Origin of the sequence: Tabrizicola sp. TH137 (assembly GCF_002855575.1) — a bacterium.
Classification (GTDB): domain Bacteria; phylum Pseudomonadota; class Alphaproteobacteria; order Rhodobacterales; family Rhodobacteraceae; genus Paragemmobacter.
Map to the genome: position 1 here is coordinate 607,004 of NZ_PKRQ01000002.1, position 26,838 is coordinate 633,841.

Annotated in this window: 31 protein-coding genes; 12 read left to right on the forward strand and 19 right to left on the reverse strand. The window is 66.8% G+C overall.

The window, feature by feature from the left end:
* Positions 1-101: 101 nt before the first annotated feature.
* Together C0V75_RS08340 and C0V75_RS08345 are read right to left on the reverse strand one after the other, a co-directional pair.
* Positions 102-353, reverse strand: a complete 252-nt coding sequence (locus C0V75_RS08340; RefSeq protein ID WP_101920419.1) for a hypothetical protein — start codon at positions 351-353, stop codon at positions 102-104.
* Between the two features lie 12 nt (positions 354-365).
* Entirely contained in the window at positions 366-683 is a 318-nt protein-coding gene (locus C0V75_RS08345) for a TraR/DksA family transcriptional regulator (RefSeq protein WP_101920420.1), read from the reverse strand.
* A gap of 235 nt (positions 684-918) precedes the next feature.
* On the opposite strand from C0V75_RS08345, the gene C0V75_RS08350 reads away from it, so the two are divergent.
* The 3 genes from C0V75_RS08350 to C0V75_RS08360 are packed head-to-tail and all read left to right on the forward strand — an operon-like array spanning position 919 to position 2,241.
* On the forward strand, positions 919-1,347 hold the full coding sequence (locus tag C0V75_RS08350; RefSeq protein ID WP_371410676.1) for a YeeE/YedE family protein: 429 nt from the start codon (positions 919-921) through the stop codon (positions 1,345-1,347).
* Between the two features lie 3 nt (positions 1,348-1,350).
* Positions 1,351-1,788 (forward strand): DUF6691 family protein, encoded by a 438-nt coding sequence (locus tag C0V75_RS08355; protein WP_101920421.1) that lies wholly within the window; start codon positions 1,351-1,353, stop codon positions 1,786-1,788.
* Between the two features lie 27 nt (positions 1,789-1,815).
* The gene (locus C0V75_RS08360) at positions 1,816-2,241 is read left to right on the forward strand and encodes a TIGR01244 family sulfur transferase (RefSeq protein ID WP_101920422.1); all 426 of its coding nucleotides are present in this window, start codon (positions 1,816-1,818) and stop codon (positions 2,239-2,241) included.
* 159 nt (positions 2,242-2,400) lie between these two features.
* On the opposite strand, the gene C0V75_RS24045 is transcribed toward C0V75_RS08360, so the two are convergent.
* The 10 genes from C0V75_RS24045 to C0V75_RS08410 all read right to left on the reverse strand — a co-directional run bounded on the left by C0V75_RS24045 (position 2,401) and on the right by C0V75_RS08410 (position 12,226).
* Positions 2,401-3,321 carry a FliM/FliN family flagellar motor switch protein gene (locus C0V75_RS24045; protein ID WP_101920423.1) on the reverse strand — a complete coding sequence of 307 codons (921 nt, stop codon included), beginning with the start codon at positions 3,319-3,321 and terminating at the stop codon, positions 2,401-2,403.
* A 53-nt stretch (positions 3,322-3,374) separates the two neighbouring features.
* Positions 3,375-6,062: an ATP-binding protein gene (locus C0V75_RS08370; RefSeq protein WP_101920424.1), complete on the reverse strand. Its 2,688-nt coding sequence runs from the start codon at positions 6,060-6,062 to the stop codon at positions 3,375-3,377.
* 3 nt (positions 6,063-6,065) lie between these two features.
* Positions 6,066-6,332, reverse strand: coding sequence for a hypothetical protein (locus C0V75_RS08375; protein ID WP_101920425.1), 267 nt, complete (start codon positions 6,330-6,332; stop codon positions 6,066-6,068).
* Positions 6,329-6,697 carry a response regulator transcription factor gene (locus tag C0V75_RS08380; RefSeq protein WP_101920426.1) on the reverse strand — a complete coding sequence of 123 codons (369 nt, stop codon included), beginning with the start codon at positions 6,695-6,697 and terminating at the stop codon, positions 6,329-6,331. Before C0V75_RS08380 ends, C0V75_RS08375 begins: the two co-directional genes overlap by 4 nt.
* A gap of 121 nt (positions 6,698-6,818) precedes the next feature.
* Positions 6,819-8,108, reverse strand: a complete 1,290-nt coding sequence (locus C0V75_RS08385; RefSeq protein ID WP_101920427.1) for an XRE family transcriptional regulator — start codon at positions 8,106-8,108, stop codon at positions 6,819-6,821.
* 146 nt (positions 8,109-8,254) lie between these two features.
* On the reverse strand, positions 8,255-9,232 hold the full coding sequence (locus C0V75_RS08390) for an ABC transporter substrate-binding protein (RefSeq protein ID WP_101920428.1): 978 nt from the start codon (positions 9,230-9,232) through the stop codon (positions 8,255-8,257).
* Between the two features lie 44 nt (positions 9,233-9,276).
* The gene (locus C0V75_RS08395; RefSeq protein ID WP_101920429.1) at positions 9,277-10,122 is read right to left on the reverse strand and encodes an ABC transporter permease; all 846 of its coding nucleotides are present in this window, start codon (positions 10,120-10,122) and stop codon (positions 9,277-9,279) included.
* Entirely contained in the window at positions 10,119-10,988 is an 870-nt protein-coding gene (locus tag C0V75_RS08400; RefSeq protein WP_101920430.1) for an ABC transporter permease, read from the reverse strand. The genes C0V75_RS08395 and C0V75_RS08400 overlap by 4 nt, the downstream gene beginning before the upstream one ends.
* Complete coding sequence (locus tag C0V75_RS08405; protein WP_101920431.1) at positions 10,985-11,320, reverse strand: EamA family transporter; 336 nt, start codon at positions 11,318-11,320, stop codon at positions 10,985-10,987. Before C0V75_RS08405 ends, C0V75_RS08400 begins: the two co-directional genes overlap by 4 nt.
* Positions 11,321-11,425: 105 nt before the next feature.
* Positions 11,426-12,226, reverse strand: a complete 801-nt coding sequence (locus C0V75_RS08410; protein ID WP_101920432.1) for an ABC transporter ATP-binding protein — start codon at positions 12,224-12,226, stop codon at positions 11,426-11,428.
* 272 nt (positions 12,227-12,498) lie between these two features.
* Between C0V75_RS08410 and C0V75_RS08415 the strand changes: the two genes are divergently transcribed.
* A complete protein-coding gene (locus C0V75_RS08415; RefSeq protein WP_101920433.1) occupies positions 12,499-12,930 on the forward strand; it encodes a cupin domain-containing protein in 432 nt (143 codons plus the stop codon).
* A 2-nt stretch (positions 12,931-12,932) separates the two neighbouring features.
* On the opposite strand, the gene C0V75_RS08420 is transcribed toward C0V75_RS08415, so the two are convergent.
* The 3 genes from C0V75_RS08420 to C0V75_RS08430 all read right to left on the reverse strand — a co-directional run bounded on the left by C0V75_RS08420 (position 12,933) and on the right by C0V75_RS08430 (position 16,424).
* Positions 12,933-13,628 (reverse strand): SDR family oxidoreductase, encoded by a 696-nt coding sequence (locus C0V75_RS08420; protein ID WP_256377157.1) that lies wholly within the window; start codon positions 13,626-13,628, stop codon positions 12,933-12,935.
* A gap of 1 nt (position 13,629) precedes the next feature.
* Positions 13,630-15,084 carry a dihydropyrimidinase gene (gene hydA, locus C0V75_RS08425; protein ID WP_101920434.1) on the reverse strand — a complete coding sequence of 485 codons (1,455 nt, stop codon included), beginning with the start codon at positions 15,082-15,084 and terminating at the stop codon, positions 13,630-13,632.
* Between the two features lie 89 nt (positions 15,085-15,173).
* On the reverse strand, positions 15,174-16,424 hold the full coding sequence (locus tag C0V75_RS08430; protein ID WP_101920435.1) for a Zn-dependent hydrolase: 1,251 nt from the start codon (positions 16,422-16,424) through the stop codon (positions 15,174-15,176).
* Positions 16,425-16,560: 136 nt separating this feature from the next.
* On the opposite strand from C0V75_RS08430, the gene C0V75_RS08435 reads away from it, so the two are divergent.
* The 4 genes from C0V75_RS08435 to C0V75_RS08450 all read left to right on the forward strand — a co-directional run bounded on the left by C0V75_RS08435 (position 16,561) and on the right by C0V75_RS08450 (position 19,724).
* On the forward strand, positions 16,561-17,208 hold the full coding sequence (locus C0V75_RS08435) for a TetR/AcrR family transcriptional regulator (RefSeq protein ID WP_101920436.1): 648 nt from the start codon (positions 16,561-16,563) through the stop codon (positions 17,206-17,208).
* A 168-nt stretch (positions 17,209-17,376) separates the two neighbouring features.
* Complete coding sequence (locus C0V75_RS08440) at positions 17,377-18,084, forward strand: FkbM family methyltransferase (RefSeq protein ID WP_158241806.1); 708 nt, start codon at positions 17,377-17,379, stop codon at positions 18,082-18,084.
* A gap of 132 nt (positions 18,085-18,216) precedes the next feature.
* Complete coding sequence (locus C0V75_RS08445; protein WP_158241807.1) at positions 18,217-19,239, forward strand: FkbM family methyltransferase; 1,023 nt, start codon at positions 18,217-18,219, stop codon at positions 19,237-19,239.
* A gap of 29 nt (positions 19,240-19,268) precedes the next feature.
* Entirely contained in the window at positions 19,269-19,724 is a 456-nt protein-coding gene (locus tag C0V75_RS08450) for a heme-degrading domain-containing protein (protein ID WP_101920439.1), read from the forward strand.
* A gap of 225 nt (positions 19,725-19,949) precedes the next feature.
* Here the strand turns inward: C0V75_RS08450 and C0V75_RS08455 are convergent, their stop codons facing one another.
* A complete protein-coding gene (locus tag C0V75_RS08455; RefSeq protein WP_101920440.1) occupies positions 19,950-20,234 on the reverse strand; it encodes a cupin domain-containing protein in 285 nt (94 codons plus the stop codon).
* A gap of 87 nt (positions 20,235-20,321) precedes the next feature.
* Here C0V75_RS08455 and C0V75_RS08460 point away from each other — a divergent pair, with 87 nt between their 5' ends.
* Both C0V75_RS08460 and C0V75_RS08465 read left to right on the forward strand, forming a co-directional pair.
* Positions 20,322-20,927 (forward strand): TetR family transcriptional regulator C-terminal domain-containing protein, encoded by a 606-nt coding sequence (locus tag C0V75_RS08460; protein WP_101920775.1) that lies wholly within the window; start codon positions 20,322-20,324, stop codon positions 20,925-20,927.
* A gap of 56 nt (positions 20,928-20,983) precedes the next feature.
* Positions 20,984-21,202, forward strand: coding sequence for a hypothetical protein (locus C0V75_RS08465; protein ID WP_254216408.1), 219 nt, complete (start codon positions 20,984-20,986; stop codon positions 21,200-21,202).
* Between the two features lie 132 nt (positions 21,203-21,334).
* Here the strand turns inward: C0V75_RS08465 and preA are convergent, their stop codons facing one another.
* The 3 genes from preA to C0V75_RS08480 form a co-directional block, all read right to left on the reverse strand.
* Positions 21,335-22,633 carry an NAD-dependent dihydropyrimidine dehydrogenase subunit PreA gene (gene preA, locus C0V75_RS08470; protein ID WP_101920777.1) on the reverse strand — a complete coding sequence of 433 codons (1,299 nt, stop codon included), beginning with the start codon at positions 22,631-22,633 and terminating at the stop codon, positions 21,335-21,337.
* A 75-nt stretch (positions 22,634-22,708) separates the two neighbouring features.
* Positions 22,709-23,245 (reverse strand): DedA family protein, encoded by a 537-nt coding sequence (locus C0V75_RS08475; protein ID WP_101920441.1) that lies wholly within the window; start codon positions 23,243-23,245, stop codon positions 22,709-22,711.
* 69 nt (positions 23,246-23,314) lie between these two features.
* Positions 23,315-24,658, reverse strand: a complete 1,344-nt coding sequence (locus C0V75_RS08480) for an NAD(P)-dependent oxidoreductase (RefSeq protein WP_101920442.1) — start codon at positions 24,656-24,658, stop codon at positions 23,315-23,317.
* Between the two features lie 293 nt (positions 24,659-24,951).
* On the opposite strand from C0V75_RS08480, the gene accB reads away from it, so the two are divergent.
* A complete protein-coding gene (gene accB, locus C0V75_RS08485) occupies positions 24,952-25,446 on the forward strand; it encodes an acetyl-CoA carboxylase biotin carboxyl carrier protein (RefSeq protein WP_101920443.1) in 495 nt (164 codons plus the stop codon).
* A 10-nt stretch (positions 25,447-25,456) separates the two neighbouring features.
* Positions 25,457-26,806 (forward strand): acetyl-CoA carboxylase biotin carboxylase subunit, encoded by a 1,350-nt coding sequence (gene accC, locus C0V75_RS08490; RefSeq protein ID WP_101920444.1) that lies wholly within the window; start codon positions 25,457-25,459, stop codon positions 26,804-26,806.
* The last annotated feature ends 32 nt before the right edge of the window (positions 26,807-26,838 follow it).

The window sequence follows — 26,838 nt, forward strand, 5'->3', positions numbered from 1 at the left end:
CGACCGGCATTATCCGCCATTAAAGCGCGGGCAAGGGCAAAAAGGCAATGCCGCGCGGGCCTTGGCGCCCTGCCAGGCCCATCGGGCGGCCCGTGGCGCGGTCAGACGGGCAGGTTGTCGAAATCCGCCTCGATGCGCGCCTCTTCGGCGCGGCGCAGGGCTTCGGCCTCCGCCTCGGTCAGGGCCGCCTCATCCCCGGCAGGGCCGGGCAGCAGCCGGGCGAGGACCTCCATCTCGGCCTGCAACAGGGCAAGCGTCAGCGCCTGCCCTGCGGCGGCAGCCTCGGCCGCCTCGCCCATCAGCGCGGCCATGCGGGTGATCCCGCTGTCCTGCGACCCTTTTTCCTCTGGCATGATCCATCTCCCCTACTGGGCGCAATTGCGGCAGAAGGGCGTATAGGGCAGCGCGTCCAGCCGCGCCTCGCCGATCTCTGCCCCGCATTTCACGCAATATCCGTATTCCCCCGCCGCCAGCCGCTGCAAGGCCGCCTCGATCCGGCGAATCTCCTGCTGGCCGCTCAGGCCCATGCCTTCCAGCACCTCGTCCCCCTCCCGCTCGGTCGCGAGGTCCTCCCAATCGACGGCGTGATGCGAGTCGAGTTCCGCCTCGATCCCGACCAGCCGTCCCTTCAGGTCGGCCAGCCGCCCTTCGAGCTGCGATTTCCGTGTGGCCAGCGATGTCATGCGGGTTCCTCCTCTGCGCTCTGCGGCCACCAGCATCCGCCCGGCCGCGGCGGATGGCCTTGACCTCGATCAATGCCGTGGCGGATTTCGATATATTCACGACTTGCAATACTTTTGCCCTACCCCATATCAGCGACGCCAAGGCGGGACGGTCCGCTTCGGTCGCCACCCGCCTGCGGGAGGGGCGGCAGCGACAGGGAACAGGGACGCCGCGCGGCGGCGCAGGGGAAAGCGGATGATTGAGACGGATTGGCTCTGGGGCCTTCTGGGCGGCCTCATGATCGGGGGCGCGGCGGCGCTCTATCTGCTGGTGAACGGGCGCGTGATGGGGGCATCCGGCATCATCGGCGGTCTGGTCGATGGCTCCGCCCGCGACCAATGGGCAGAGCGGTTGGCCTTTCTGGCCGGGCTGGTCGGCGTGCCCGCCCTGGCCGTGCTGCTCATCGGCGGGGCGGAGACGCATCTGTCGGGCAATCCTGCCGTCCTGATCCTGGGCGGGCTGCTGGTCGGGCTTGGCACGCGGATGGCGAATGGCTGCACCTCGGGCCATGGGGTTTGCGGCATCTCGCGGCTGTCGCTGCGCGGGATCGTGGCGACGGTGTTCTACATCCTCGTGGGCGGGATCGTGATGGTCCTGGCGCGGCATGTGCTGGGGTGGATCTGAGAGATGGCGCGCAGCTTGTTTTCCGCCCTTGCCGGGGCGATCTTCGGCCTGGGGCTGCTGGTTTCGGGCATGACGGACACGACCCGCGTGCAGGGCTGGCTGGATGTCTTCGGGGATTGGGACCCGACCTTGGCCTTCGTGATGGGGGGCGCGCTGATCCCCATGGCCATCGCCTGGCGGGTGGCGGCGCGGCGGCGGGTGGCGGTTCTGGGCAATCCCCTGCCCCTGACGCATGAGCGCGTGGTGGATGCCAAGCTGGTGATCGGCTCCAGCCTGTTCGGCGCGGGTTGGGGGCTTGCCGGGCTCTGCCCCGGTCCGGCGCTGGCCTCGCTTGGCTGGGGCGGGTGGGGCGGTCTCCTCTTCCTTCTTGCGATGCTGGTGGGTATGGTCGCAGCGCCCGCCGCCAAGGCGCGCATCGACCGGATCACCCAGGCGGCCTGACCCGCCCCACCACCCGAGGAGAGGCAGATGGACATCCGCGCCCTGACCCCAGACTATGCCGTATCGCCCCAGATCGACCCTTCCGATCTGCCCGCGATCAAGGCGGCGGGCTATGTCACGATCATCGACAACCGCCCCGATGGCGAGATCCCGCCCGATCTTCACACCGAACCGATGCGTGCCGCCGCCGAAGCCCTGGGTCTGACCTTCGTGGCCAATCCGGTGATCGGCGGGGCGCTGACGATGGAGAATGTCACCGCCCAGCGGGCCGCGCTGGAGGCGAGCAGCGGGCCGGTCTTCGCCTATTGCGCCTCGGGCAACCGGTCCTCCGTCGTCTGGGCGCTGGCACATGCGGGGGAGATGCCGGCGGATGATCTGATCGGCATTCCCGCCCGCTTCGGCTATAATCTGGAACATCTGCGCCCCACTCTGGAAAGCCTCGCCCGGCGCTGACCCGATGGCGGGGAGGCCACTGCCGCGCAGCGGCACCCGCCCCGTCTCGGCACCCGCCCCGTCGCATCCGGTTCACGCTCCGCCGGGCACTACCGGGCTTCGGCATCCGCCCTGTCGCGCCCAGACGACCCTGCGCCGGGCGCATCCGCCGCCGCGACCCTAGCCCAGAGGCCCGGCCCTTGCGCCAAGGCTGGGCAGCATTTCGGCCGCCATGGCGCGCGGCGCGGCCTCGCCGGCCTCGGCCACAAGGCGCAGGGCGCGCAGGCTGCCGTGGCGGCCAAGCCGCGCCACAGCCACCGCGCGGCCATCCATCCCTTCGACCGTGATCCGCCCGATATCGGCCCGCAGCAGCGGCAGTTCCTGCCCGACCCCCAGCGTCATCACCTGGCCCAGCGGCAGCGTCAGCCGGTGCAGCACCGCCTCAAGCCGGACCTGCGCCCCTTCCACCTGGGCCTGAAGGTCGGTCCGGAAACGCAGGCTGGTGCTGTCCTCCACCTGCGGCATCACGGCGGGGCGCTGTTCCGGCAGCGCCAGCCAGAGCCGCCCGCGCCGCGCCGGGCCGGCCAGATCGACCTCGGCCGCCAGCAGCCGGTAAAGCCCATCCTCCAGCAGCAGCGCCAGCGCCCGCGCCCCTTCCGCAACCGAGGCAAAGCGGAAGCCGCGGGCGAAGGCGGCAAGGCCCGCCTCGGCCGCCGCCGCCTCGAAAACCGCAAGCGCGCGATCCATCACCGGGGCCAGCAGCGCGGCATCGGTGCGCGTGGGGCGCCGCCCCGCGCCATCGCCCGGCCCGACCGTCCCGGTGGTCATCGCCTCCACCATCCCGGCCATCAGCGCGCCGTCGATGATCGCCGCCGCCAGCCCTTCGCCCGCGCTGTCATCCAGAACGAGGATCAGCGCCGGTTCCGGCAGGGTTTCCACGATCTCGGTCAGCGCGCAGCGATCCTGCCGCAGGGTGGCCAGCCGCAGCGCGGCCCCCAATTCCTCTTGCCCGGCCCGCGCCAGGGCCAGCGCCCATATCCGCTCTACCGCCGCCTGATCCGGCGTGCCTTCGCCCCCGCGTTTCAACCGAACCAATGCCATGTCTTCACCCTGCCGCCTGGCTGAAAGACTGCCGCGATTCGGTGAAGAAAGGGTTACGCGGCCTTCTGTTCCAGCCGCAGCGGCAGCGTCACCCGGAAGGCCGCGCCGCCCTGCCCCGGCAGATAGTCTATCCCGCCGCCCAGATTGGCCATCACCTCGCGGCAGATGGCCAGGCCCAGCCCCGCGCCGCCCGCCCGTGTCTGATCGGTCAGGCGGGCGAATTTCTCGAAGATGATCCGCTGGCTCTGCTTGGGGATGCCCGATCCGTTGTCGATGAAATCCACCGACACGCGCCCGGCCCGCTGCCGCACCACGATCCGCAGTTCCGGCGCGGCGGCATCGCAATATTTCCGCGCATTCGAGATCAGGTTGATGAAGACCTGCACCAGACGGTCGGCATCGGTCCGCACGAAAAGGTTTTCGGCCGGAAGATCGCGCAGGATGAGGAAGCTGCGCTCCGGCCGGGTATGGCCCGCCGCCGCCAGCGCCCGGTCGATCAGTTGCTGAAGATTGGCCAGACCGATGTTCAGTTGCACCGACCCGTTCTCCAGCACCGACAGGTCCAGAAGATCGTCGAGCAGCCGGGTCAGGCGGATCGCCTCTTCATGGATGATGCGCCCGTAATTGGCCACCATCTCGGGCGGCAGGTCGCCTTCGGTCAGAATCTCCGAAAAGGCCCGGATGGAGGTCATGGGCGTGCGCAATTCATGGCTGATCTGGCTGAGGAAGGCATCCTTCTGCACCGAAAGCTGGGTCAGCTTCTCATTCGCCTCGCGCAATTGCTGGGCGGTGCGGGTCAGTTCCTCGCGCTGGGTTTCAAGCTGGGCCGAATATTCCATGATCTGCGCGGTCTCGTTGGCCACCGCCATCAGATCCTCGACCGACACGGTCGCCCGTCCCACAAGCTGGCTGATCATCGCATGGGCAGTGGCGGCGCCCACCGAACCGGCCAGCCGCCGCTCCAGCCCCGCGACGAAATCCGGCGTGGGTTCGGGCAGGAAGCCGTCCTTCCCCTGCGCCCGCGCCTCGGCGGCAAAGAGCGCCAGCGCCGCCTCCTCGCCCAGGATGCGCTGGGTCATCATCAAAAGCGCCTCAGGCTCCGCCCAGCCGCGGGTCCAGCCTTTGGGTCCTGCCGCCTCGGCATCAAAGACATTGACGAAGGCCGCGCCCTGCATCCGCTCCACCGGGCCGGGGAAGGTGAGCACGGAGAAAAGGCAGAAGGCAAAGGTATTGAGCGCGATGGACCAGACCAGCGCATGCAGCAGCGGGTCCAGCCCCTCCACCCCGAACAGGGCCTGCGGCCGCAGCCAGCCGATGCCGCCCGGCCCCTCGGCGAAGACCGCCGCCGACAGGGCCGCATCCGGCCCGAAGGAAGGCAGATAGAGCGTATAGGCCCAGACGACGAAGCCGGTCACCAGCCCCGCCACCGCGCCGACCTTCGTCGCCCCCCGCCAGAACAGGCCGCCCACGAGGACGGGCATCACCTGCGCCATGCCGACAAAGGCGATCAGGCCGATGGCCGCCAGCGCCGCCGATCCCCCCGACATGCGATAGTAGAGATAGCCCAGCGACAGCACCGCCACGATGGCCAGCCGCCGCGACAGGATCACCGTCCGCCGGACATCCCCCGTCAGCGCCGCCTTGGGCCGCAGCTTCAGCCAGATCGGCATGACCACATGGTTCGATACCATCGTGGCCAGCGCGATGCTTTCCACGATCACCATCGAGGTGGCAGAGGAAAAACCGCCAAGGAAGGCCAGCATGGCCAGCGTGCCCTGCCCTTCGGCCAGCGGCAGCGTCAGGACGAACATGTCGGGATTGGCCCCGTCCGGCATCCGCTCCAGCCCGACCACCGCGATCGGCACGATGAAGAGGCTCATCAGCAGCAGATAAGCCGGGAAGGCCCAGCTTGCGCGGGCAAGGTGGCGCTCATCCCCCCCCTCCACCACCATGACCTGGAACATTCGCGGCAGGCAGATCACGGCGGCGGCCGAAACGAAGATCAGCCCGGTCCAGCGCCCCGGTTCCAATGGCCAGTCGCGCAGTTCCGATGCCTCGATCCGGGCAAAGACATCGGCCGGCCCCCCGGCCAGCCCCCAGACGACAAAGACCCCCACCGCCAGCAGGGCAAGCAGCTTCACCACCGCCTCCACCGCGATGGCCAGCACCACGCCGTGATGCTGTTCATTGGCGTCAAGGTTGCGGGTGCCGAAGAGGATGGTGAACAGCGCCAGCCCGGCCGCAACCCAGATCGCCGTCGCATCCCGGTCCGGCAGCGCCCAGCCCTCCGGCGTCTCGCTGGCGAAGACGGCGAAGGACAGCGTCACGGATTGCAGTTGCAGCGCGATATAGGGCGTGGCGGCCACCACCGCCAAAAGCGTGACCACGATCCCCAGAAGGTTCGACTTGCCAAAGCGGGATGAAATCAGGTCGGCAATCGACGTCACCCGTTGCTGCCGCCCGATCCGCACCAGCTTGCGCAGCAAGAGCCACCAGCCCACGAAGACGAGCGTGGGGCCGAGATAGATGGTCAGGAATTCCAGCCCCGACCGCGCCGCATAGCCCACCGCGCCGTAAAAGGTCCAGGCCGTGCAGTAGATCGACAGAGACAGCGTATAGATCAGGGGCGACCGAAGCCATCCCACCCGCCCCATCGCGGCCCGCCTTTCGGCCAGGAAGGCCACGGCGAAGAGAAAGGCCACATAGCCGAGGCAGGCGAGGACAAGCAGGTTGAAGGGCATGGCTCAGCCCTCCTCGGGATCGTCGCCGCCGCTCTCCTCGGTCAGGCCCGGCGCCATCAGCGCGGCGACAAGGATCAGCCCGAACCAGACGACGAACAGATAGATGCCATCCGGCGCCGTATCGGCCCGCACCGTCTCGGCTGGTCGCCAGAGCACGGGCACGAGCAGCAGGAAAAGGCCGAACACCGGCAGCATCCGTGCCGCATCGCGCAGGCGGCGCTTGCGATAGCTGCGCCGTTTCAGGAACAAGGGCACCCGCCGCTGCTTCATTTCCCGACAAGCGCCCGGACCGAGGCCAGCATTTCGGCATTCGAGAAGGGCTTGGTCATGAACAGCGTCACGCCCGCCTTTTCCGCCGCCTCGCGGTCGCGGCCCTGCCCCTTGGCCGTCAGCATCATCACCGGCGTATCGCCGGTCTCGGGATGGGCGCGGATCGCCTCCACCACGTCGAGCCCCGAACAGCCCGGCAGCATCAGGTCGAGGATCACCAGATCGGGCCGTTCCGTCCGCACTGCCTCGGCGGCGCCGATCCCGTCATGCAGGGTGGAAACGCGGCAGCCTTCGCGGCTCAGCAGGAAGCGGATCGCCTCGGCGATATTGGGTTCGTCCTCGATCAGCAGGACATGGCTTGTCATTCCGTTCCCCTCCCGAGAAAGGGGCGCATGCGCGGCCCTCTCCCCGCCGCGTCTGACGCGCGGCTCTTGCCGAACGATGCCCCAGAACCCACGCGCCTGTCAAAAGGGCATGTGGACGGGCCTAGCCTACCGCCGCATCCGTCAGGATCGAAGGCTCGCGCCGCGCCGGGCAATCGCCGCGGGCGCAGACCCGGCAGGACGATCCCACAACCTGCGCCCCTCCCCCCGGCTGCGTCCCCCCGCGCAGCGGCGCAACCAGCATCACCGCCTCGCGCAGTTCCACCCCGCCCAGGCCTTCCGGATGCCGCGACGCGCAGAAGGCCACGGCCCGAAAACGCCGCCCGCCGCGCCCCGCCGCCACCAGATCGGCCGTGACCGGGCTGCCCGGCCGCCCCAGCGCCGCATAAAGCGGCCAGAGCGGGCAGGCCGATCCAAATCGGGGAAAGCCGAAGCCTTCCGCAGGCTTGCGCAGCACCAGCGCGCCCGATGCATCGCAGATGGCAAGCCCGGCCTCCGCCCCCGGCGACAGCGCGAGGCGCCGCAGCACCACCGTCACCTCCACCCCCAGCATGGTGGCAAGCCGCACCGGATCGGCCCCCGGCTCCAGCGCGGCCAGCGGCACCCGCGCCGCATCCCGCGCCATGACGGCGATCCAGTCCCGCGCCAGCCCCCGCGCCGCCGCAGAGGCCAGCCCGGCAATCTCGGCCTCCAGCGCCGCAGCCCCCGGCCCGCCCGGCTCCAGCTCGGCCAGATGCCAGCCGCGCCCCGCAAGCCAGGCCTCCACCTCTTCCTGCGGCGCGATGCCGACCTGCGCCTCGGCCCGGTCGGACCCATCCAGAAAGGCCACCAGCGCCTCTGCCCCCAGTGCAAGCCTCTCACTGTCGCCATGCAGGTTCTTCAGAAAGCGCGCCCGCCATTCCGGTTCGATATCCTCCGTCTCGGCCAGGATCGATGCGGTGGACCGGACCGATGCCACCGCCGACAGCACCTCATGCAGCGAATCCGACAGATGCGGATCATGGGTCAGCCGGTCATTCAGCGCCTCGACCGCCCGCTCCAGCGAGGCGACCCGCCGCGCCAGACCCCGCGCCAGCGCCGCCCAGCCGGGAAAGCGGCCGGCGAATTCCTCGGCCCGGTCCAGTTCCGCGCCGCTGCCGGGCAGGGCCGTCGCGGCGGTGCGCAACTCCTCGATCTGCGCGCCCTCTGCCCCCTCGGCCAGCATCTCCACATCCACGCCCAGACGGCCAGCCAGCGCCTCAAGGAGCCGGGGCGACACCCGCCGCCGGTTATGTTCGATCAGGTTCAGATAGGGGGCCGAAACGCCCACCGCCGCCGCCACATCGGCCTGCCGCAGCCCCAGCGCCATGCGCCGCTCCCGCAGCCGCGTTCCCGTCAGCGCCGCCCGTGCCATGCCGTTCCTCCATCCACGGGCCGGAATTTACAGGAGGTTGAAAACTTTACAAATCCCCCGGCTGCACTCCGGCATCCGAGGTGCAGGCATGAAAAGGGCGCGCGCAGGTTGCCCCGCGCGCGCCCCGGTTTCACGCCGTCAGACGATTATTGCAGCGCCGCGTCGGTGATGACGCTGGTCCAGGCCCCTTCCGGCGCCTTGGTGATGACAGGGTCCGACCCGCCCGACAGAAGCGAGGCGACCGTGCGCTCCGCCGCTGCCACGTCCAGCGCGCCATTCGACCCGGCGGTCAGCTTGGCCACTTCGCCCATCATCCGCTTCTGGTGGTTCTCGGTCTGTGCGCCGGTCTCGTCATTCTCCAGCACGATCATCGCCGCCTCGTCCGGATTCGCCTCGGCGTATTTCCAGCCCTTCATAGAGGCGCGGACGAATTTCACCATCGTCTCCTGGAAGGCCGGGTCAGCCAGACGGTCTTCAAGGACATAAAGCCCGTCCTCCAGCGTCGCCACGCCCTGATCCTCATACTTGAAGGTCACCAGATCCTCGGGCGCGATGCCCGCGTCGATCACCTGCCAGTATTCGTTATAGGTCATGGTCGAGATGCAGGCCGCCTGCTTCTGCAACAGTGGATCGACGTTGAAGCCCTGCTTCAGCACCGTCACGCCGCCCGCCGAACCATCGGTGGCAAGGCCAAGCTGGCTCATCCAGCTCAGGAAGGGATATTCATTCCCGAAGAACCACACGCCCAGCGTCTTGTCGGCGAAATCGGCGGGGCTGGTGATGCCCGTCTCCTTCAGGCAGGTCAGCATCATGCCCGAGCTGGCAAAGGGCTGCGCGATGTTCACCAGCGGCAGGCCCTTTTCCCGCGCGGCCAGCGCGGCCGGCATCCATTCCACGATCACATCGGCCCCGCCGCCCGCGATCACCTGCGTCGGCGCGATGTCCGGGCCACCCGGCTTGATCGTGACGTTCAGACCTTCCTCTTCATAGAACCCCTTGGCCTGCGCCACGTAATAGCCCGCGAACTGGGCCTGCGTGACCCATTTCAGTTGCAGCGTCACATCCTCGGCCTGCGCCGTGCCTGCCATGGCCGCAAACAGCGCGCCAGTCAGCCATTTCTTCATCGTTCAACCTCCATGTTGCGGCCCGCGTTCTGCGCGGACCTTCGTTAATGCCTCTGCGACGGATGCCAGAAGGTCACCCATTTCTCGATCAGCGTGATCGCCCCGTAGAGCATCGACCCCGCCAGGGCCGCCACGGCAATCGTGGCCCAAACCATGTCAAGGCCAAGTCGCCCCACCTCGGTCGAGATGCGGAACCCCATGCCATAGATCGGACTGCCGAAGAACTCGGCCACAATCGCCCCGATCAGGGCCAGAGTCGATGCAATTTTAAGTCCGTTGAAGAAGAAGGGCATGGCCGCCGGCAGCCGCAGCTTCAGCAGCGTCTGCCAGTAGCTTGCCCCCCAGGTGGCCATCAAGTCGCGCTGCATCCGCTCGCTCGCCTGAAGGCCCGCGACAAGGTTCACCAGCACCGGGAAGAAGACCATGACGACGACAACCGCCGCCTTGGACTGCCAGTCAAAGCCGAACCACATCACGAGGATGGGGGCGAGGCCGACGATGGGCAGGGCCGCCACGAAATTCCCGATGGGCAGCAACCCCCGTTGCAGGAAGGGAACGCGGTCGATGGCGATGGCCGTGGCGAAGGCCGCCCCCACCCCCATGACAAAGCCCGACAGCGCCCCCTTCACCACGGTCTGCATGAAATCCGCCCAGAGCACCTCCAGCGACCCGGCGATCTTCACCCCGATCAGGCTGGGCGCGGGCAGGATCACGGGCTGCACGCCAAAGCCGCGCACCACACCTTCCCACAGCACCAGCACCGTGATGCCAAAGAGCACAGGCACGAACAGCCGTCCCGCCCGGCCCTTGCCAAAGGCGGACCGCGCCACGGCGGCATTCACCGCCCAAGCCGCCATCCAGAACAGGATCGCCCCGCCCAGCCAGGTCATGCCGGAACCCCCATCCGCCGCCGCGCCATCTGCTCCACCGCGCCCACCACAAGGATCAGCAGCCCCGCCAGGATCGCCGCCGCGAACAGCGCCGCCCACATGATCAGCGGCTCGCCGAACTGGCTGCCGATCAGCATCCGCGCGCCAAGGCCCTCGATCGCGCCCGTCGGCAATTCGCCCACGATCGTCCCGATCAGCGCCGCCGCCACCGCCACTTTCAGACTGGCAAAGAAATAGGGCATGGAGGCGGGCAGCCGCAGCTTCCAGAAGGTCTCACCCTCCGAGGCATTATAGGTCTTTAGCAGGTCAAGCTGCATCGCATCGGGCGACCGCAGCCCCTTCACCATGCTGACAAGCACAGGGAAGAAGGACAGATAAGCGCTGATGATCGCCTTCGGCACCTCGCGGCTGTCGATGCCCAACTGGTTCGCCACCGTCAGGATCATCGGCGCCAGCGCCACGATGGGGATGGTCTGGCTGATGATCGCCCAGGGCATCACGCTCATCTCCATCACCCGGAAGCGCACGATGGACACGGCCATCGCCACGCCGAAGACGATGCCCAGGGCAAAGCCCATCATCGTGCCCCGGAAGGTGACAAAGCCATGATAGACAAGGCTGCGCTTGCTGGTGACCGCCTGCCCGGCGACGCCTTTCCAAAGCTCCGCCGCCACCTGATGCGGGGGCGGCAGCAGGGGCCGCTCCTGCGCCATGGTCTGCGGCACCATCTCGGCAAAGCTGACGGTCGTCCCCGCCCGCTCGGCCTGGTCATAGACCCAGGTCGAATTCATCCAGACCGCCGCCGCATACCAGATCACCACGATGATCCCCAGCACGGCCAGAACGGGAAGCGCCTTCTCCCTCATCTCTGCGCTCCCTGCGGCCAGGCGATCATCGCCACTGCCACGATGCCCAGCACCACGCCCGCCGTCTGCAACCCCGTCAGCCTTTCGCCGAACCAGAACACCCCGATTAGAGCCAGCGCCACCAGTTGCACGACGGACGAGATCGACACCGCCAGCGCCAGCCCGCTTTCCCGCATCAGGCGCACCATCATCAGATTGCCCACAAGAAAGCAGAACAGGGCCAGAACCAGCGTCGGCCAGGCCCCCGATCCGGCATAGGCGCGCAGCACCGAATTGGCCGCGATGAAGGCCGCCATCGCCCCCGACAGCCACAGCACCAGCCCCGCGCTCATGCGCCACCCCCGGCTTCACCCTGGCCCAAATACCTAAGCGCAACGCCCGTGGCGGGCGCAAGGCCCCGCGCCTTTTCCCATCGCCGCATCCCGTTGCGCAAAGCGTCACACCTCATCGCCATGCCCCGCCCGCAAGCCCTCGCGCACGCGATGGGCGATCTCGATGAATTCGCGGCTGTCGCGGATGTCCAAGGGCCGCTCCTTCGGCAAGGGGCTGTCGATCACATCGGTGATCCGCCCCGGACGGGGCGACATCACCACGATCTTGGTGGACAGATAGACAGCCTCCGGGATCGAATGGGTGACGAAACCGATGGTCTTGCCCGTCGCCGCCCAGAGCTTCAGCACTTCCTCGTTCAGACGGTCGCGCACGATCTCGTCCAGCGCGCCGAAAGGTTCATCCATCAGCAGGATATCGGCATCAAAGGCCAGGGCCCGCGCGATGCTCGCCCGCTGCTGCATCCCGCCCGAAAGCTGCCACGGGAATTTCTTCCCGAACCCCTTCAACTCCACCAGATCCAGCACCCGCTCGATCCGCTCCGCCTGTTCGGCCTTGGAAAACCCCATGATCTCCAATGGCAGCGCGATGTTCCCCGCAATCGTCCGCCACGGGTAAAGCCCCGCCGCCTGAAACACATAGCCATAGGCCCGCTTCCGCCGCGCCTCGTCAGGGCTCATCCCGTTCACCGTCAGGCTGCCGCCCGTCGGATGTTCCAGCGCCGCCACGCAGCGCAGGAAGGTGGTCTTGCCACAGCCGGACGGCCCGATGAAGGACACGAAATCCCCCCGGTTCACCGTCAGGTTCACATCCTTCAGCGCATGAACCGGCCCGTCCCCCGTCTGGAACGTCAGGTTCAACCCCTTCGCCTCGATCACCGGCGCGCCTGCGGTCAACGTATCCTTCATCCCACCTGTTCCCCGGCGCGGCCCCGCGCACCGTCATGAAATCTTTGCGCCCCTCGGGCAGTCTTGCCCTGCGCCCCCAGACGGACCCCCAAGCCCATGCCCGGAACACTCGCCTTCGCCCCCACGCCCGAAGACCTGGATGACGACTTGTTCACCGTCCCGGTCCTGACCTTCGCCCCAGCCCCGGGCGCAGAGACGGAAGAAGAAGAGGGCTGACGCCCGCCCCCGACCCATGCCATGCTCTGCCGGTCCCCAGACCGGAGCCATCCGCCATGACCAGTGCCCCCCCGACCGACACTCGCCCCCTCTGCCGCAAGCTGCGCCCCTCTGCCGATCAGACCTATGCGGGCAAGCAGGGCTTCAGCTATTTCGAAGGCATCGCCCGCGAGACGACCGGCGCGCAGGCGATCTGCATGCATCTCCTGACCATCCCGCCCGGCGGCCGCGCCAAGGCGCACAAGCACGCCACCCATGAAACCGCGATCTTCATGCTGGAAGGCGTCACCACCATGTTCTGGGGCAATGCGCTGGAGCATCGGATGGAGGTGGAGGCGGGTGATCTTCTCTACATCCCCGCCGACATGCCGCATCTGCCCTTCAACCCCGGCCCCGGCCCCGCCCGCGCCGTCATCGCGCGCACAGACCCGCATGAACAGGAAAGCGTGATCCTGCTGCCGGAGCTTGAGGCGCTGGTCGCGGACTGACCTCATACCGACCTCGTCAATCCGCCATCGACGCGCAGGTTCTGCCCGGTGATATACCCCGCGCCGTCTGACGCCAGAAATCCCACCACGGCGGCGATCTCCGCCATCGTGCCATAGCGCTTCATCGGCACCATCGCGGCGCGTTCCTCCGTCCCCGGCAGGCTGTCGATCCAGCCCGGCAGCACATTGTTCATCCGGATATTCGCCGCCGCATAGCTGTCGGCGAAGAGCTTGGTAAAGGCCGCCAGCCCCGCCCGCGCCACGGCACTGGTGGGAAACATCGCCGATGGTTCAAAGGCCCAGGCGGTGGAGATATTGATGATCGCCCCCCCACCCTGCGCCTGCATGATCGGCGTCACCAACCGCGTGGGGCGCACCACGTTCAGGAAATACACCTCCTGCCCGCGCAGCCAGTCCTCATCCGTGATTTCCAGGAGTGGCCCGCGCGGCCCGTGTCCGGCACTGTTCACCAGCACATCCACCCGCCCCCAACGCGCCATCGCCCCATCGACCAGCGCCTGAAGATCGGCCACGGATTGATTGGACCCCGTCACCCCAAAGCCACCCAGCGCAGCGGCCAAGGCCTCGCCCTTGCCGGACGAAGACAGGATGCCCAGGGCAAACCCGTCCTCGGCCAGCTTGCGCGCCGCAGCGGCCCCCATGCCGCTGCCCCCTGCGGTGACGAGGGCGACCTTCACATCACACCCCCGTCGCCGGAATGCCCGTCCGCACCACAGGGCGCGGTGCCGTCAGGTCCTTCCACTGGCTCAGCGCCCGGTTCACCGCAGGCCGCGCCTCGCGCCCGACGAATTTCCCGTGCCCTTCCTGCGTCTTGACCGCCCCGTCGTCGATGGCCACCTGCCCCCGCGTCAGAACGTAACGCGGCAGACCCTTCACTTTGTGACCCTCGAACACATTGTAGTCGATTGCCGATTGCTGCGTGCTGGCCGAAATCACCTTCTCCCTCGAAGGGTCCAGCACCACAAGATCGGCATCCGCCCCCACTAGAACCGCCCCCTTCTTCGGGTAGAGGTTCAGAATCTTCGCGATATTGGTCGAGGTGACGGCCACGAACTCATTCGGCGTCAACCGCCCCGTCCCCACCCCATGCGTCCAGAGCATCGGGATACGGTCCTCCAATCCCCCTGTCCCGTTCGGTATCTTCGCAAAATTCCCCAGACCGAAGCGCTTCTGCTCCGTCGTGAAGGCGCAATGATCCGTCGCCACCACCGACAGCGACCCCGACATGAGCCCGGCCCACAAGGACGCCTGATGCTCCTTGTTGCGGAACGGGGGCGACATGACGCGCCGCGCGGCATGGTCCCAGTCGGGATGGAAATACTCGCTCTCATCCAGCGTCAGATGCTGGATCAGCGGCTCCCCCCAGACCCGCTTGCCCGCCGCCCGCGCGCGCCGGATCGCCTCATGCGCATCCTCGCAAGAGACATGGACGACATACAATGGCACCCCGGCCATGTCGGCAATCATGATGGCGCGGTTCGTGGCCTCCCCCTCCACCTGCGGCGGGCGGGAATAGGCATGGCCCTCCGGCCCGGTATTCCCCTCGGCCAAGAGCTTCGCCGTCAGTTCCGCCACCACATCGCCATTCTCGGCATGGACCATGGCAAGGCCGCCCAGATCGCCCACCCGGCGGAAGGACGAGAACAACTCGTCATCATTCACCATCAGCGCGCCCTTATAGGCCATGAAATGCTTGAAGGAGGTGATCCCCGCCTTCACGCTCTCTTCCATGCCCTCCCAGACCTTCTCGCCCCACCATGTCACGGCCATGTGGTAGGAATAGTCGCAATTCGCCCGGCCCGATTTGTTGTGCCACATCTGGGCCGCATCCATCAGCCCCTGCCCCTGCCCCGGCAGCACGAAATCGACGACCATGGTGGTGCCACCCGACAGCGCCGCCCGCGTCCCGCTCTCGAAATCATCGGCCGAATAGGTGCCCATGAAGGGCATCTCCAGATGCGTATGCGGGTCGATGCCCCCCGGCATCACATAGCAGCCCGTCGCATCCAGCTCCGTCCCGCCCTTCAGCCCCGGCCCGATCTCGGTGATCTTCCCCCCCTCGATCCGCACATCGGCCTTGTAGGACAGGTCCGCCGTCACCACCGTCCCGTTCTTGATGATCGTCACGCTCATCGGCTCATCTCCCTCTCGAAACCTGCCGGCTTCATCTGTTCGAAAATATCCTCGGGGGTCCGGGGGCAGACAGCCCCCGGGGGTTGCCATCAGGAAACCACCTCCGCCACCTCAAGCGCCGCGTGCAGCAGCACATCCGTCCCCGCCGCCGCCCATTCCGGGGAAATCGCCTCCGCCTCGTTATGCGAAAGCCCGTCCACGCAGGGACACATCACCATCACCGTCGGCGCCACGCGGTTGATCCAGCAGGCGTCATGCCCCGCGCCCGACACGATATCCATGTGGGAATAGCCCAGCCGCTCTGCCGCGCCGCGCACCACGGCCACCAGGCCGGGGTCGAAGGTGACGGGATCGAAATGCCCCACATCCTCGATCTCGCAGCCCAGACCCAGCTCCTTCGCCACCGCATGGGCCGCCCGCATCACCTCGGCCTTCATCGCGTCGAGCTTGGCCTGCTCCGGGCTGCGGATATCCACCGTGAAGACCACCTTCCCCGGAATCACGTTGCGCGAATTCGGGAAGACCTTCACCTGCCCCACCGCGCCCACCGCATTCGGCTGATGGCTCATCGCGATCTGATGCACCCGCTCGGTGATCCGCGCCATGCCCAGCCCCGCATTCACCCGCATATGCATCGGCGTCGAACCCGTATGCGCATCCTTCCCCGTCAGCGTGATCTCCAGCCACCACAGGCCCTGACCGTGGGTGACAACCCCGATGGTCTTCCCTTCCGCCTCCAGGATCGGCCCCTGTTCGATATGCAGCTCCAGCATCGCATGCATCTTGCGCGCGCCGACCTTCTCTGTCCCGACCCAGCCGATGCGCGCCAGTTCCTCGCCAAAGACCTTGCCCTCCAGGTCCTTGCGCGACTTCGCATAGTCCTCCGTATGGATGCCCGCGAACACGCCCGAGGCCAGCATCGCCGGCGCAAACCGCGCGCCTTCCTCATTGGTCCAGTTCGTCACCACGATGGGGCGGCGGGTCTTCACCCCCATGTCATTCATCGTCCGCACCACCTCCAGCGCGCCCAGCACGCCGAGGACGCCGTCATATTTCCCCCCCGTGGGCTGGGTATCCAGATGCGACCCCATATAGACAGGCAGGGCATCAGGGTCCGCCCCTGCCCGCGTGGCGAACATGTTGCCCATGCTGTCCACACCCATGGTCATTCCCGCCGCCTCGCACCAGCGCTGGAACAGATGCCGCCCCTCGCTGTCGGCATCGGTCAGCGTCTGGCGGTTGCAGCCCCCGGCCACGCCGGGGCCGATCAAGGCCATCTCCTCCAGGCTGTCCCACAGCCGCGCGGAATTGATCCTCAGGTTTTCCCCGGGTGCTGGCATTCGCTTGCTCTCCCTGTGCGCTGCGGGCTCTCCGGCCCGCTCACCCACGTCGTTGATCGACTCGCATCCTGACCGTATGGTCAATACGAAGGCCACCACAACCTGACCAGACGGTCAACGAAAAACACAGGCGACAATGCCCGAATCTGCCCACGTTTCACGCATCCGCTCCGGCCGCCGCACGGATATCAGGCAACAGAATGAACGCCTCATCCTCGATGCCGCCGAAAAGGTCTTTGCCGAGGCGGGCTTCGGCGGGGCGACCATGCAACTGATCGCCGACATGGCCGGTCTGCCCAAGGCCAATCTGCATTACTACTTCCCCACCAAGGAAGATCTCTATCGCCGCGTGGTGCAGAACATCTTCGAAATCTGGCTCGACGCCGCCTCCTCCTTCGACGGCGCGGCAGGCCCGGTGGAAGGCATCGGCGCCTATATCGAGGCGAAGATGGACATTTCGCGCCGCCACCCGCACGGGTCCAAGGTCTGGGCGGCCGAGGTGATGCATGGCGCGCCGGTCATCCAGGACTATCTGGAAACCACGCTCCGCGACTGGACCGAAGGCCGCATCGCGGTCATCCGGCGCTGGATCGACGAAGGCAAGATGGCCCCCATCGACCCGCGCCACCTGCTCTACATGCTCTGGGCCACGACGCAGCATTATGCCGATTTCGGCCATCAGATCGAAACCTTGAACGCGGGCGCAGCACTGTCAGACCGGCAATGGCGCGAGGCCACCGAAAGCGTCAAGCAGATCATCCTGCGCGGCATCGGCGCGCTGTGACCGCCAATCCCCACCCCCTGCCCCCCACCCCCTGCGCCGCCATGTGGGGGCATTGACCTTCCCCGGCCTTCCTTTCTTACTGGGCGTGCCAGAAGGCGGGTCAGGTCGGGGGCAGGTATCGTGGGACAGGGAAGAAGACACCGGGTTGAACCCGTGGCGACGGAAGGGTTGACCGTCACGCCCCCCGGCCAGATCGTGCGCAGCGTGATCCATGGCCAGCCCGTGCAGTTCTTCATCGCCGATCCGCGCGACACGATCCAGAAAGTCCATGCCACCGGCCAGTTCTACGAGGCGGAAGAGCTTGAGATCATCCGCCAGTGGTGCCCGCCCGGCGCCGTCTTCTGCGATATCGGGTCGAATGTCGGCAACCACGCGATCTATGCGCTGAAATACCTGCATGCGGCGCGCGTCATCCTCTGCGAACCCAATCCGCTCGCCATCGAAATCCTGCTCACCAATCTCGGCCTCAACGGCCTCCTGGACCGCTGCGACAGGTCGAAACTCGGCTACGGCCTGTCCGACCGCAACGAGGACGGGCTGGTGATCAAGGCCCGCCGCCGCAACCTCGGCGGTGGCCGTATTCAGGAAGCCGCCGATGCCGAAGCTGCCCCCGGCAGCATTACCCTGCGCCGGGGCGACGAATTGCTGGCCGACATCACCCCCGATTTCGTCAAGATCGACGTGGAGGGGATGGAGATGTCCGTTCTCTCCGGCCTGTCCGGCATGCTGGAGCGCTGCCGCCCCGTCTTCTTCGTCGAGGTGGACAATGCCAACCGGGCCGCCTTCAAGACCTGGGCCGATGAGAACGGCTATACCCTGCGCGCCCGGTTCCGGCGCTGCCGTGCCAACGAAAACCTTCTGGTCGCCCCGCGTTAGGACGGCCGCAGCGCGGCACGGTGCAGCGCGCCGCCTGATCGGTGCGGGCTCTGCCCCCCCACAACTCGTGCTATTCATCCGCCCGTCCTTCCCCTAGACTTGGTGCAAAGCCCCTTGCAGATGAAACATGTGATGGTTGACGCCCCTGCCCCACCCGGTCCCACCGCAAAGCCCCGCTCCGGCACCCCGCTCGACCCCGCCGCGCGGCTTCTGCTCGACCGGCTGGCCTTCCCGCGCAAGACGGCCATCGTCGATGTCGGGGCCAATCCGATAAACCCCGCCCCCTATACGCCGCTGCTGCGCGCGGGCGGCTGCGCGGTGACCGGGTTCGAACCGCAGGAAGAGGCCTTCGCCGCCTTGCAGAAGGTCAAGGGGCCGGACGAAACCTATTTCCCCCATGCCGTGGCGGATGGAAGGACGCATGACCTGCACATCTTCCGCTTCGACGGCATGACCTCGCTCTTCCCGCCCTATCTGCCGACCTATGCCGCCATCGACCGGCCACGCTGGTGCCGGGTGGACCGGATCGTTCCCCTGCCCACGGTCGCCTTGGACGACCTGCCCGATCTCGGCCCCTGCGACCTGCTGAAAATCGACATCCAGGGGGGCGAGAAACTGGTCTTCGATCACGCCCGCCGCACCCTGGCCGAAGCCGTGGCCGTGATCGTCGAACTCCGCTACCTGCAACTCTACGAGGGCGAACCGATGCTGGGCGGCGTGGATGGCGCCCTGCGCGAACAGGGTTTCACGCTGCACAAGTTCCTGTTCAACAAATCCATCGCCATGCCCCATTCGCAAGCCGCCCGGCTGAACCGCCGCCGCACCGGCGACCAGCTTGTCGATGGCGACGCGGTCTATCTGCGCCAGCCGGGCCATGTCGGCGACTGGTCCGACGGGCAGCTCATGCATGTCGCGCTGCTGGCCGCTGCCGTCTTCGACAGCCACAGCCTCGCGCTCTGGGCGCTGGATGAACTGGTGCGGCGCAGCGCCTGCGCCCATGACCTGCCCGCCCGCTATGTCGATCTGCTGCCGGAACGGCTTCTGTCGGACGAGGAACTCGCCCGCCGCCAGGCTGCCGCCGCTGCCGCTGCCGCCACCGCCGCCCCGGCCAAGACCCGCACCGCAACGCGCAAGACCGCGCGCAAGGCGGGCTGACCCCTCCCTGAAGGAACCGCAGGACCACCATGGACATCTCCGAACTCGAAGCAGAAGCCGCCCGCCTGATCCTGCCCGCCTTTTCCGAAGAGGCCGCGCTGCGGCTTGGCCTCACGCTGATGAACATGGCCAAGCTCGACCGCCTGCCCATCGTCATCGACATCCGCACCGCCGACCGCACGCTCTTCCACCTAGCAATGCCCGGCTCGGCCCCGATCAACGACCGCTGGGCCCTGCGCAAGTCGAACACCGCTCTGCATTTCCACCTCGCCTCACTTCATGTCGGGCGCAACATGGCGGCCAAGGGCGACACGCTGCTGAAACATGGCCTGTCCGAGACGGAATTCGCCGTCAATGGCGGCGCGGTGCCGATCTGCGTGGCCGGCGCCGGCGTAGTCGCCTGCGCCACCGTGTCGGGCCTGCCGCAAGTGGAAGATCACCGGCTCGTCGTGCGGGCGATCGAGACGCTGCTGCAAGGCGCCTGACCCTTCCCGCTCACGTTCCCGTGATTGCCCGCTTCCCCCGGCCCGCGCGATGCCTAGATCAGGGGAACGCAGAACCAACAGACGAGGGAACCGATGAACTTCAAGGGATTGACCCGCTCGCTCGCCATCGTGGTGGGCATGCTTGTGGCCGTGCCATATCTGATGATCCTCGCCGTCGAATGACGGCGCAGGGCGCGGCGGGGCCAGGCCCCTGCCGCGCCCGGGCTACAGCAGTTCGACCTCGACAAAGCGCATCTCCGCCGTCCCGGCATTGACGACATTGTGCTCCACCCCCGCCGCACGCCGATAGGCCGTGCCGGCCGGCACCGTGACACGACGCACCCCGCCCCCCGGCTCTTCCAGCGCCATCTCGCAATCCGTGATCGCGGTGATCACGTAGTCATGGCCATGCCGATGCCACCCCGTCTCCGCCCCGGGGGCAAAGTCGAAGCGCGTCACCCGCACCCGCGCATCCTCCACCAGAACCGTCGCCACGCAAGCCTGCCGCATCCCTCTTCCCCCTACCGCTTTGCATCCGCCGCGGAATTGCGCCAAGGTCAGGCACAGCGCCCGACCCCGCAAGTCCCGAAACCCATGATGACCCGTCCCCGCACCCGCATCCAGCAGAAGAATTCCGAAACCATCCTCGAAGCGGCGCTTGAGGTGTTTTCCACCTATGGCTTCCGCGGCGCGACGCTGGACCAGATCGCCGATGTCGCGGGCCTGTCGAAACCGAACCTCCTCTACTACTTCCCCTCCAAGGAGGCGATGCATCAGGCCCTGCTCACACGCCTGCTGGAAACCTGGCTCGACCCCCTGCGCGAGATGGACGAGGCCGGCGATCCGGTGGCCGAAATCCTGGCCTATGTGCGGCGCAAGATCGAACTCAGCCGCGACTATCCCCGCGAAAGCCGCCTCTTCGCCAATGAGATCCTGCAAGGCGCCCCCCGGATGCGCGAGGCCATCGAAGGCGATCTGAAACGTCTGGTGGATGAAAAGGCCGCCGTCATGCTGCGCTGGATGGAGCAGGGCCGCATCGCCCGCCTGCCCCCGCATCACCTTGTCTTTTCCATCTGGGCCCTGACCCAGCACTATGCCGATTTCGACATGCAGGTCCGCGCCGTCCTCGGCCCCGACCGGGACCCCTTCGCCGAGGCGGGGGATTATCTGGAGGCGCTGTTCCGCAAGCTGCTGGCGGTGTGAAGGGCGTTAACCGGGCCTTCACCTTTGGCGGCGAGACTGCGGGCATGGCACATGACATGACATATCCCCGCCGAACATCCTGGGCAGAAAGCCTTTTTGCCGCGAAGGCGGTTGCAAAGGGCGGCGTCATCCGCCGTGCCATCCGTGACGTCGACCGTGACATCGGCCGTGCAGCCTTCGAACTCGAAGTGCGGCGCCGGGGGTATCACCTCATCGAATGCGACAACCAGTATATCGTCATCTGCAACGCAGGACGCATCAACGTGATCTGCTGAAACCTGCCGCAGGCCAGAAAGTTTTCCCGAAAACTTTCTGGCCGCACCACCGGAAATCTTCCACTGGAAGATTTCCGGGTCCGTGACCGAAAATTTTTCGGGAAAAATTTTCGGTCGGTGCGTCGATACCGGTTACTCCGCCGCCTGCGCCGACGGATTGTTCGGATGGGTCGTCCAGTTGGCGTAATCGCCCACCACCTTGCCCGTGCGCGGGTCGGTCGCGCCTTTCGGCATCTCGACCATGGTAATGCAATTGTCCACCGGGCAGACATTGACGCAGAGGTTGCAGGCCACGCATTCCTCATCCTTGACGGTGAAGACGCGCTCGGGCGTCATGGCGATGGCCTGATGGCTCGTATCCTCGCAGGCCGCGTAGCAGCGCCCGCATTTGATGCAGGCATCCTGGTCGATATGCGCCTTGGTGACGTAGTTCAGGTTCAGGTCCTGCCATTCCACGAAGTTCGGCACCGCGCGACCGACAAGCTGGTCCAGCGTCATGCCCTTCTCGTCCAGATATTGCGACAGGCCCGAGATCATCTCCTGCACGATCTTGAACCCATAGGTCATGGCCGCCGTGCAGACCTGCACATTGCCCGCCCCCATGGCCAGGAACTCCGCCGCATCGCGCCATGTGGTCACGCCGCCGATGCCGGAAATCGGCAGGCCCCGCGTCACGTCATGCCGCGCGATCTCGCCCACCATGTTCAGCGCGATGGGCTTCACCGCAGGCCCGCAATAGCCGCCATGCGACCCTTTCCCGTCGATCATCGGGAAGGGCGAGAAACTGTCGAGATCGACATTGGTGATCGACTTCACCGTGTTGATCAGGCTGACCGCATCCGCCCCGCCCCGCTTCGCCGCCATGGCAGGCGGCAGGATCGAGGTGACATTGGGCGTCAGCTTCACGATGCAGGGCATCTTGGAGTAATGCTTCACCCAGGCGGTGACCATCTCGATATATTCCGGCACCTGCCCCACGGCCGATCCCATGCCGCGCTCGGCCATCCCGTGCGGGCAGCCGAAGTTCAGCTCCACCCCGTCGGCCCCGGTATCCTCGATCCGGTGAAGGATGTCCTTCCAGCTTTCCTCGTCGCAGGGCACCATCAGCGAGATGATCATCGCCCGGTCCGGGTAATCCTTCTTCACCCGCCGAATCTCGGCCAGGTTCACCTCCAGCGGGCGGTCGGTGATCAACTCGATGTTGTTCAGCCCCAGCAGACGCCGATCCGCGCCCCAGATCGCGCCATAGCGCGGGCCGTTCACATTCACGATGGGCGGGCCTTCGCTGCCCAGCGTCTTCCACACCACCCCGCCCCAGCCCGCCTCGAAGGCGCGGCGGACATTGTATTCCTTGTCCGTCGGCGGGGCCGAGGCCAGCCAGAACGGGTTGGGGGACTTGATCCCGATGAAATGCGACGTGAGGTCAGCCATGAAAGCCTCCATGTTGGCGTGCGGGACGGTGGCCCTTGGCCCCTCCCGGCGTTTTGCTATGCGTGAAGGAAAGGGTCAGAAGCCCAGCAGGTTCCAGAACCAGCCGATGATGAGGCCGCCGATCTCGCCGAATTTCGGGATGACATAGGCCCAGGCCAGTGCCCCCACGACGTTCACGGCCAGAAAGACAGGGAATCCCATCCGCATCATCCCGGCAAAGAGAAAGATCACCGGGCGCAGCGGCCCGATGAAATGGCCAAGGAAGACCGCGCCCGCGCCCCATTTGCGGAAATACTCGGCGCCCTTTTCCACCAGTTCGGGCTGATCGCGCAGCGGCCACATGGTCAGGATCCGCGCGCCGAAGCGCAGGCCCAGCCAATAGCTGAAGGTCGATCCCAGGATTGCCCCCAACGCCGCCCCGGCCCAGATCGGAAAGAAGGGGATCGCCCCCGTGGCCACGGTCGCGCCGACGCCCACAAGGATCGCAGTCGATGGCACGGCGAGCGACAGGAAGGCCGTCGTCTCGGCTGCTGCAAAGACCAGGGCCAGCCAGAAGGACCACTCCTGATGCCGCTCCATGAAGGCGATCGCCGCCTGCGTCCAGCTGTCCATTCTGCCTCACCGTTTCCGGTGGGGCAGATGGGGCATTTCCGCGCCCCGGTAAAGGGGGGCGGGCGAAATTCATGACCGCGCCGCCATCAGCGTGGCATGAATGTCCAGCGCGGCATCGCGGCCCTCGGCCACGGCCGTCACTGTCAGGTCCTCGCCCCCCGCCGCGCAATCGCCGCCCGCCCAGATGCCGGGAACCGAGGTCCGCCCCGCACCCGTCACCGCGATCTTGCCGCCCGCAAGCTCCAGCCCCTCGGGCGCGCCCGAAAGCGTCTGCCCGATCGCCTTGAACACCTGATCGGCGCGCAGACGGAAGGTCTCGCCCGTGGGTTTCAACCCGTCCGGCCCATCGACCGTGTAGGCAAATTCCACCTCCAGCGCGCCACCCGCCGGATGCACCGCAACGGGCGAGGCATTGCAGATGATCCGCACGCCCGCGCTCGTCGCATGGTCCTGCTCATAGCCCGAGGCGCTCATCTTTTCCTGCCCGCGCCGATAGACGATGGTGACGTTGAGGGCACCCAGAAGCCGCGACTGCACCGCCGCATCCACGGCCGTCATGCCACCGCCGATCACCACCACATCGCGGCCGATGGGCAGGGCCGACTTGTCCTTCGCCTGCCGCAGTTCCGCGATGAAATCCACCGCGGGCCGCACGCCCGGCAGGTCCTCGCCCGCCGCGCGCAGGGCGTTCACCCCCGCCAGACCCATGCCAAGGAACACCGCATCATGCGCCTTCTGCAATTCGGCCAGCGTGATCCCCTGCCCCAGCGCCATCCCGGTCTTCACCGTGATCCCGCCGATCTTGAGCAGCCACTCCACCTCGGCCTGCGCGAAATCGCCCACGGCCTTGTATTGCGCGATCCCGTATTCGTTCAGACCCCCGGCCTTGGGCCGCGCGTCATAGATCACCACGTCATGGCCGAGCATCGCCAGACGATGCGCCGCAGCAAGGCCCGCAGGCCCGGCCCCCACCACTGCCACGCTGCGCCCCGTGGGCGCGGCACGGGTGAAGGGATGCACCCCCGCCGCCATCACCGTATCGGTCGCATAGCGCTGCAACCGCCCGATCTCCACCGGCTTGCCTTCCGCCGCCTCGCGCACGCAGGCCTCTTCACAGAGCGTTTCCGTCGGGCAGACACGGGCGCACATGCCGCCCAGGATGTTCTGGCTCAGGATCGTCTTCGCCGCCGCCTCGGGCGTGCCGGTCGCGATCTGGCGGATGAAAAGCGGGATGTCGATCGAGGTCGGGCAGGCCGTGATGCAGGGGGCGTCATGGCAGAAATAGCAGCGATCCGCCGCGACCCGCGCCTCGTGCATGTCAAGCGGCGGCTCATGGTCGCCGAAATTCTTCGCATAGGCATCGGCGGGCAGACGACCCGGCACGACCCCGGGCGTAAGCTGGCTGTTGGACAAGGCACCTTCTCCCTGCTGGCTTTTCTCGTTAAAGGAAAGGCTGCCACAGGCCCATATTTTTATCAAACGGTAAAATACGCCCCGACCGCGATTTTCCCGCCCACAGCACTCCAATCCGCTTTGGATGCTGAAAAAGCAGGCATCCGCCCGTCGCTCCGCTGCCGAAGATCGCCGCTTTTCACCCCCGGCGCGCTGGCGTATAAGCACCGAACCCAGCCGGGCCGCCCCTCTGGCGCGCCCGGACCGGCAGCAACGAATGACCCCCGGCGCAACGTCGCCAGCAGAGGACCGGCATGAGCAAGCACACTTCCGAAGCCGATGTCGCCTTCATCCAGGCGCTCGCGGAACTTCTGAACAAGAACGAACTTACCGAGCTTTCGGTGAAGCGCGAATATGGCGAGGATGACAGCCTCGAGGTGCGCGTGGTCAAGCAGTCCAATGTGGTGACCGTCGCCGCCGCTGCCCCTGCTCCGGTCGCCTATGCCGCTGCCCCTGCCGCAGCCGCGCCTGCCGCGGCCGCCCCTGCCGCCGCCCCCGAAGACCCGGCCCAGCATCCGGGCGCGGTCACCTCGCCCATGGTCGGCACCTGCTACCTGGCCGCCGAACCCGGCGCCACGCCCTTCGTCACCCTGGGCGCGACCGTGGCCGAAGGCCAGACCGTCCTCATCATCGAGGCGATGAAGACCATGAACCACATCCCCGCGCCCAAGGCCGGGGTGGTGAAGCGCATCCTCGTCGAAGACGGCACGCCGGTCGAATATGGCGCGCCCCTGATGATCATCGAATAAGGGAAACCCGATGTTCGAAAAGATCCTGATCGCCAACCGGGGCGAGATCGCGCTGCGCGTGATCCGGGCTGCCCGCGAAATGGGGATCAAGTCGGTGGCGGTGCATTCCACTGCCGATGCCGATGCGATGCATGTCCGCATGGCCGATGAAAGCGTCTGCATCGGCCCCGCCTCCTCCACCCAATCCTATCTCAACAAGGCCGCCATCATCTCGGCCTGCGAGATCACGGGGGCGCAGGCCGTGCATCCGGGTTACGGCTTCCTGTCCGAAAACGCCGCCTTCGCGCAGGCGCTGGAAGATCACGGCATCACCTTCATCGGCCCCTCGGCGGAACATATCCGCATCATGGGCGACAAGATCACCGCCAAGGAAACCGCCAAGGAACTGGGCATCCCGGTCGTCCCCGGCTCCGATGGCGGCGTGCCGGATTATGAAACCGCCCAGACCGTGGCCGAACAGATCGGTTATCCCGTCATCATCAAGGCCACCGCCGGCGGCGGCGGCCGGGGCATGAAGGTCGCGCGGAACGCCGAGGAACTGGAAGTCTCCTTCCGCACCGCGCGGTCCGAGGCGAAGGCCGCCTTCGGCAATGACGAGGTCTATATCGAGAAATACCTCCAGAAGCCCCGCCATATCGAGATTCAGGTCTTCGGCGATGGCAAGGGCAAGGCGGTGCATCTGGGCGAACGCGACTGCTCGCTCCAGCGCCGCCACCAGAAGGTGTTCGAAGAGGCCCCGGGTCCCGCCATCACCCCCAAGATGCGCGCCGAAATCGGCGCGATCTGCGCCAATGCCGTGGCCAAGATCAACTATATCGGCGCGGGCACCATCGAATTCCTCTACGAGGACGGGAAGTTCTATTTCATCGAAATGAACACCCGGCTTCAGGTCGAACACCCGGTGACCGAGGCGATTTTCGGCGTCGATCTGGTGCGCGAACAGATCCGCGTCGCGGCCGGCCTGCCGATGTCCTTTTCGCAGGGCGATCTGGAGATCAATGGCCATGCCATCGAAGTGCGCATCAATGCCGAGAAACTGCCGAACTTCGCCCCCTGCCCCGGCAAGGTCCGCGTCTTCCACGCGCCGGGCGGCCTTGGCGTGCGGATGGATTCGGCGCTCTATGGCGGCTATTCCATCCCGCCCTATTACGACAGCCTGATCGGCAAGCTGATCGTGCATGGCCGCGACCGGCCCGAGGCGCTCGCCCGGCTGAAGCGCGCGCTGGGGGAACTCATCATCGACGGCATCGACACCTCGGTCCCGCTCTTCCACATGCTGCTGGCGGAACCCGATATCCAGAACGGGGAATACAACATCCACTGGCTGGAAAAATGGTTGGCCGCGCAATTCGCGGAATGACATGTAGGATGGGCAGCATTGCCCATCCTACG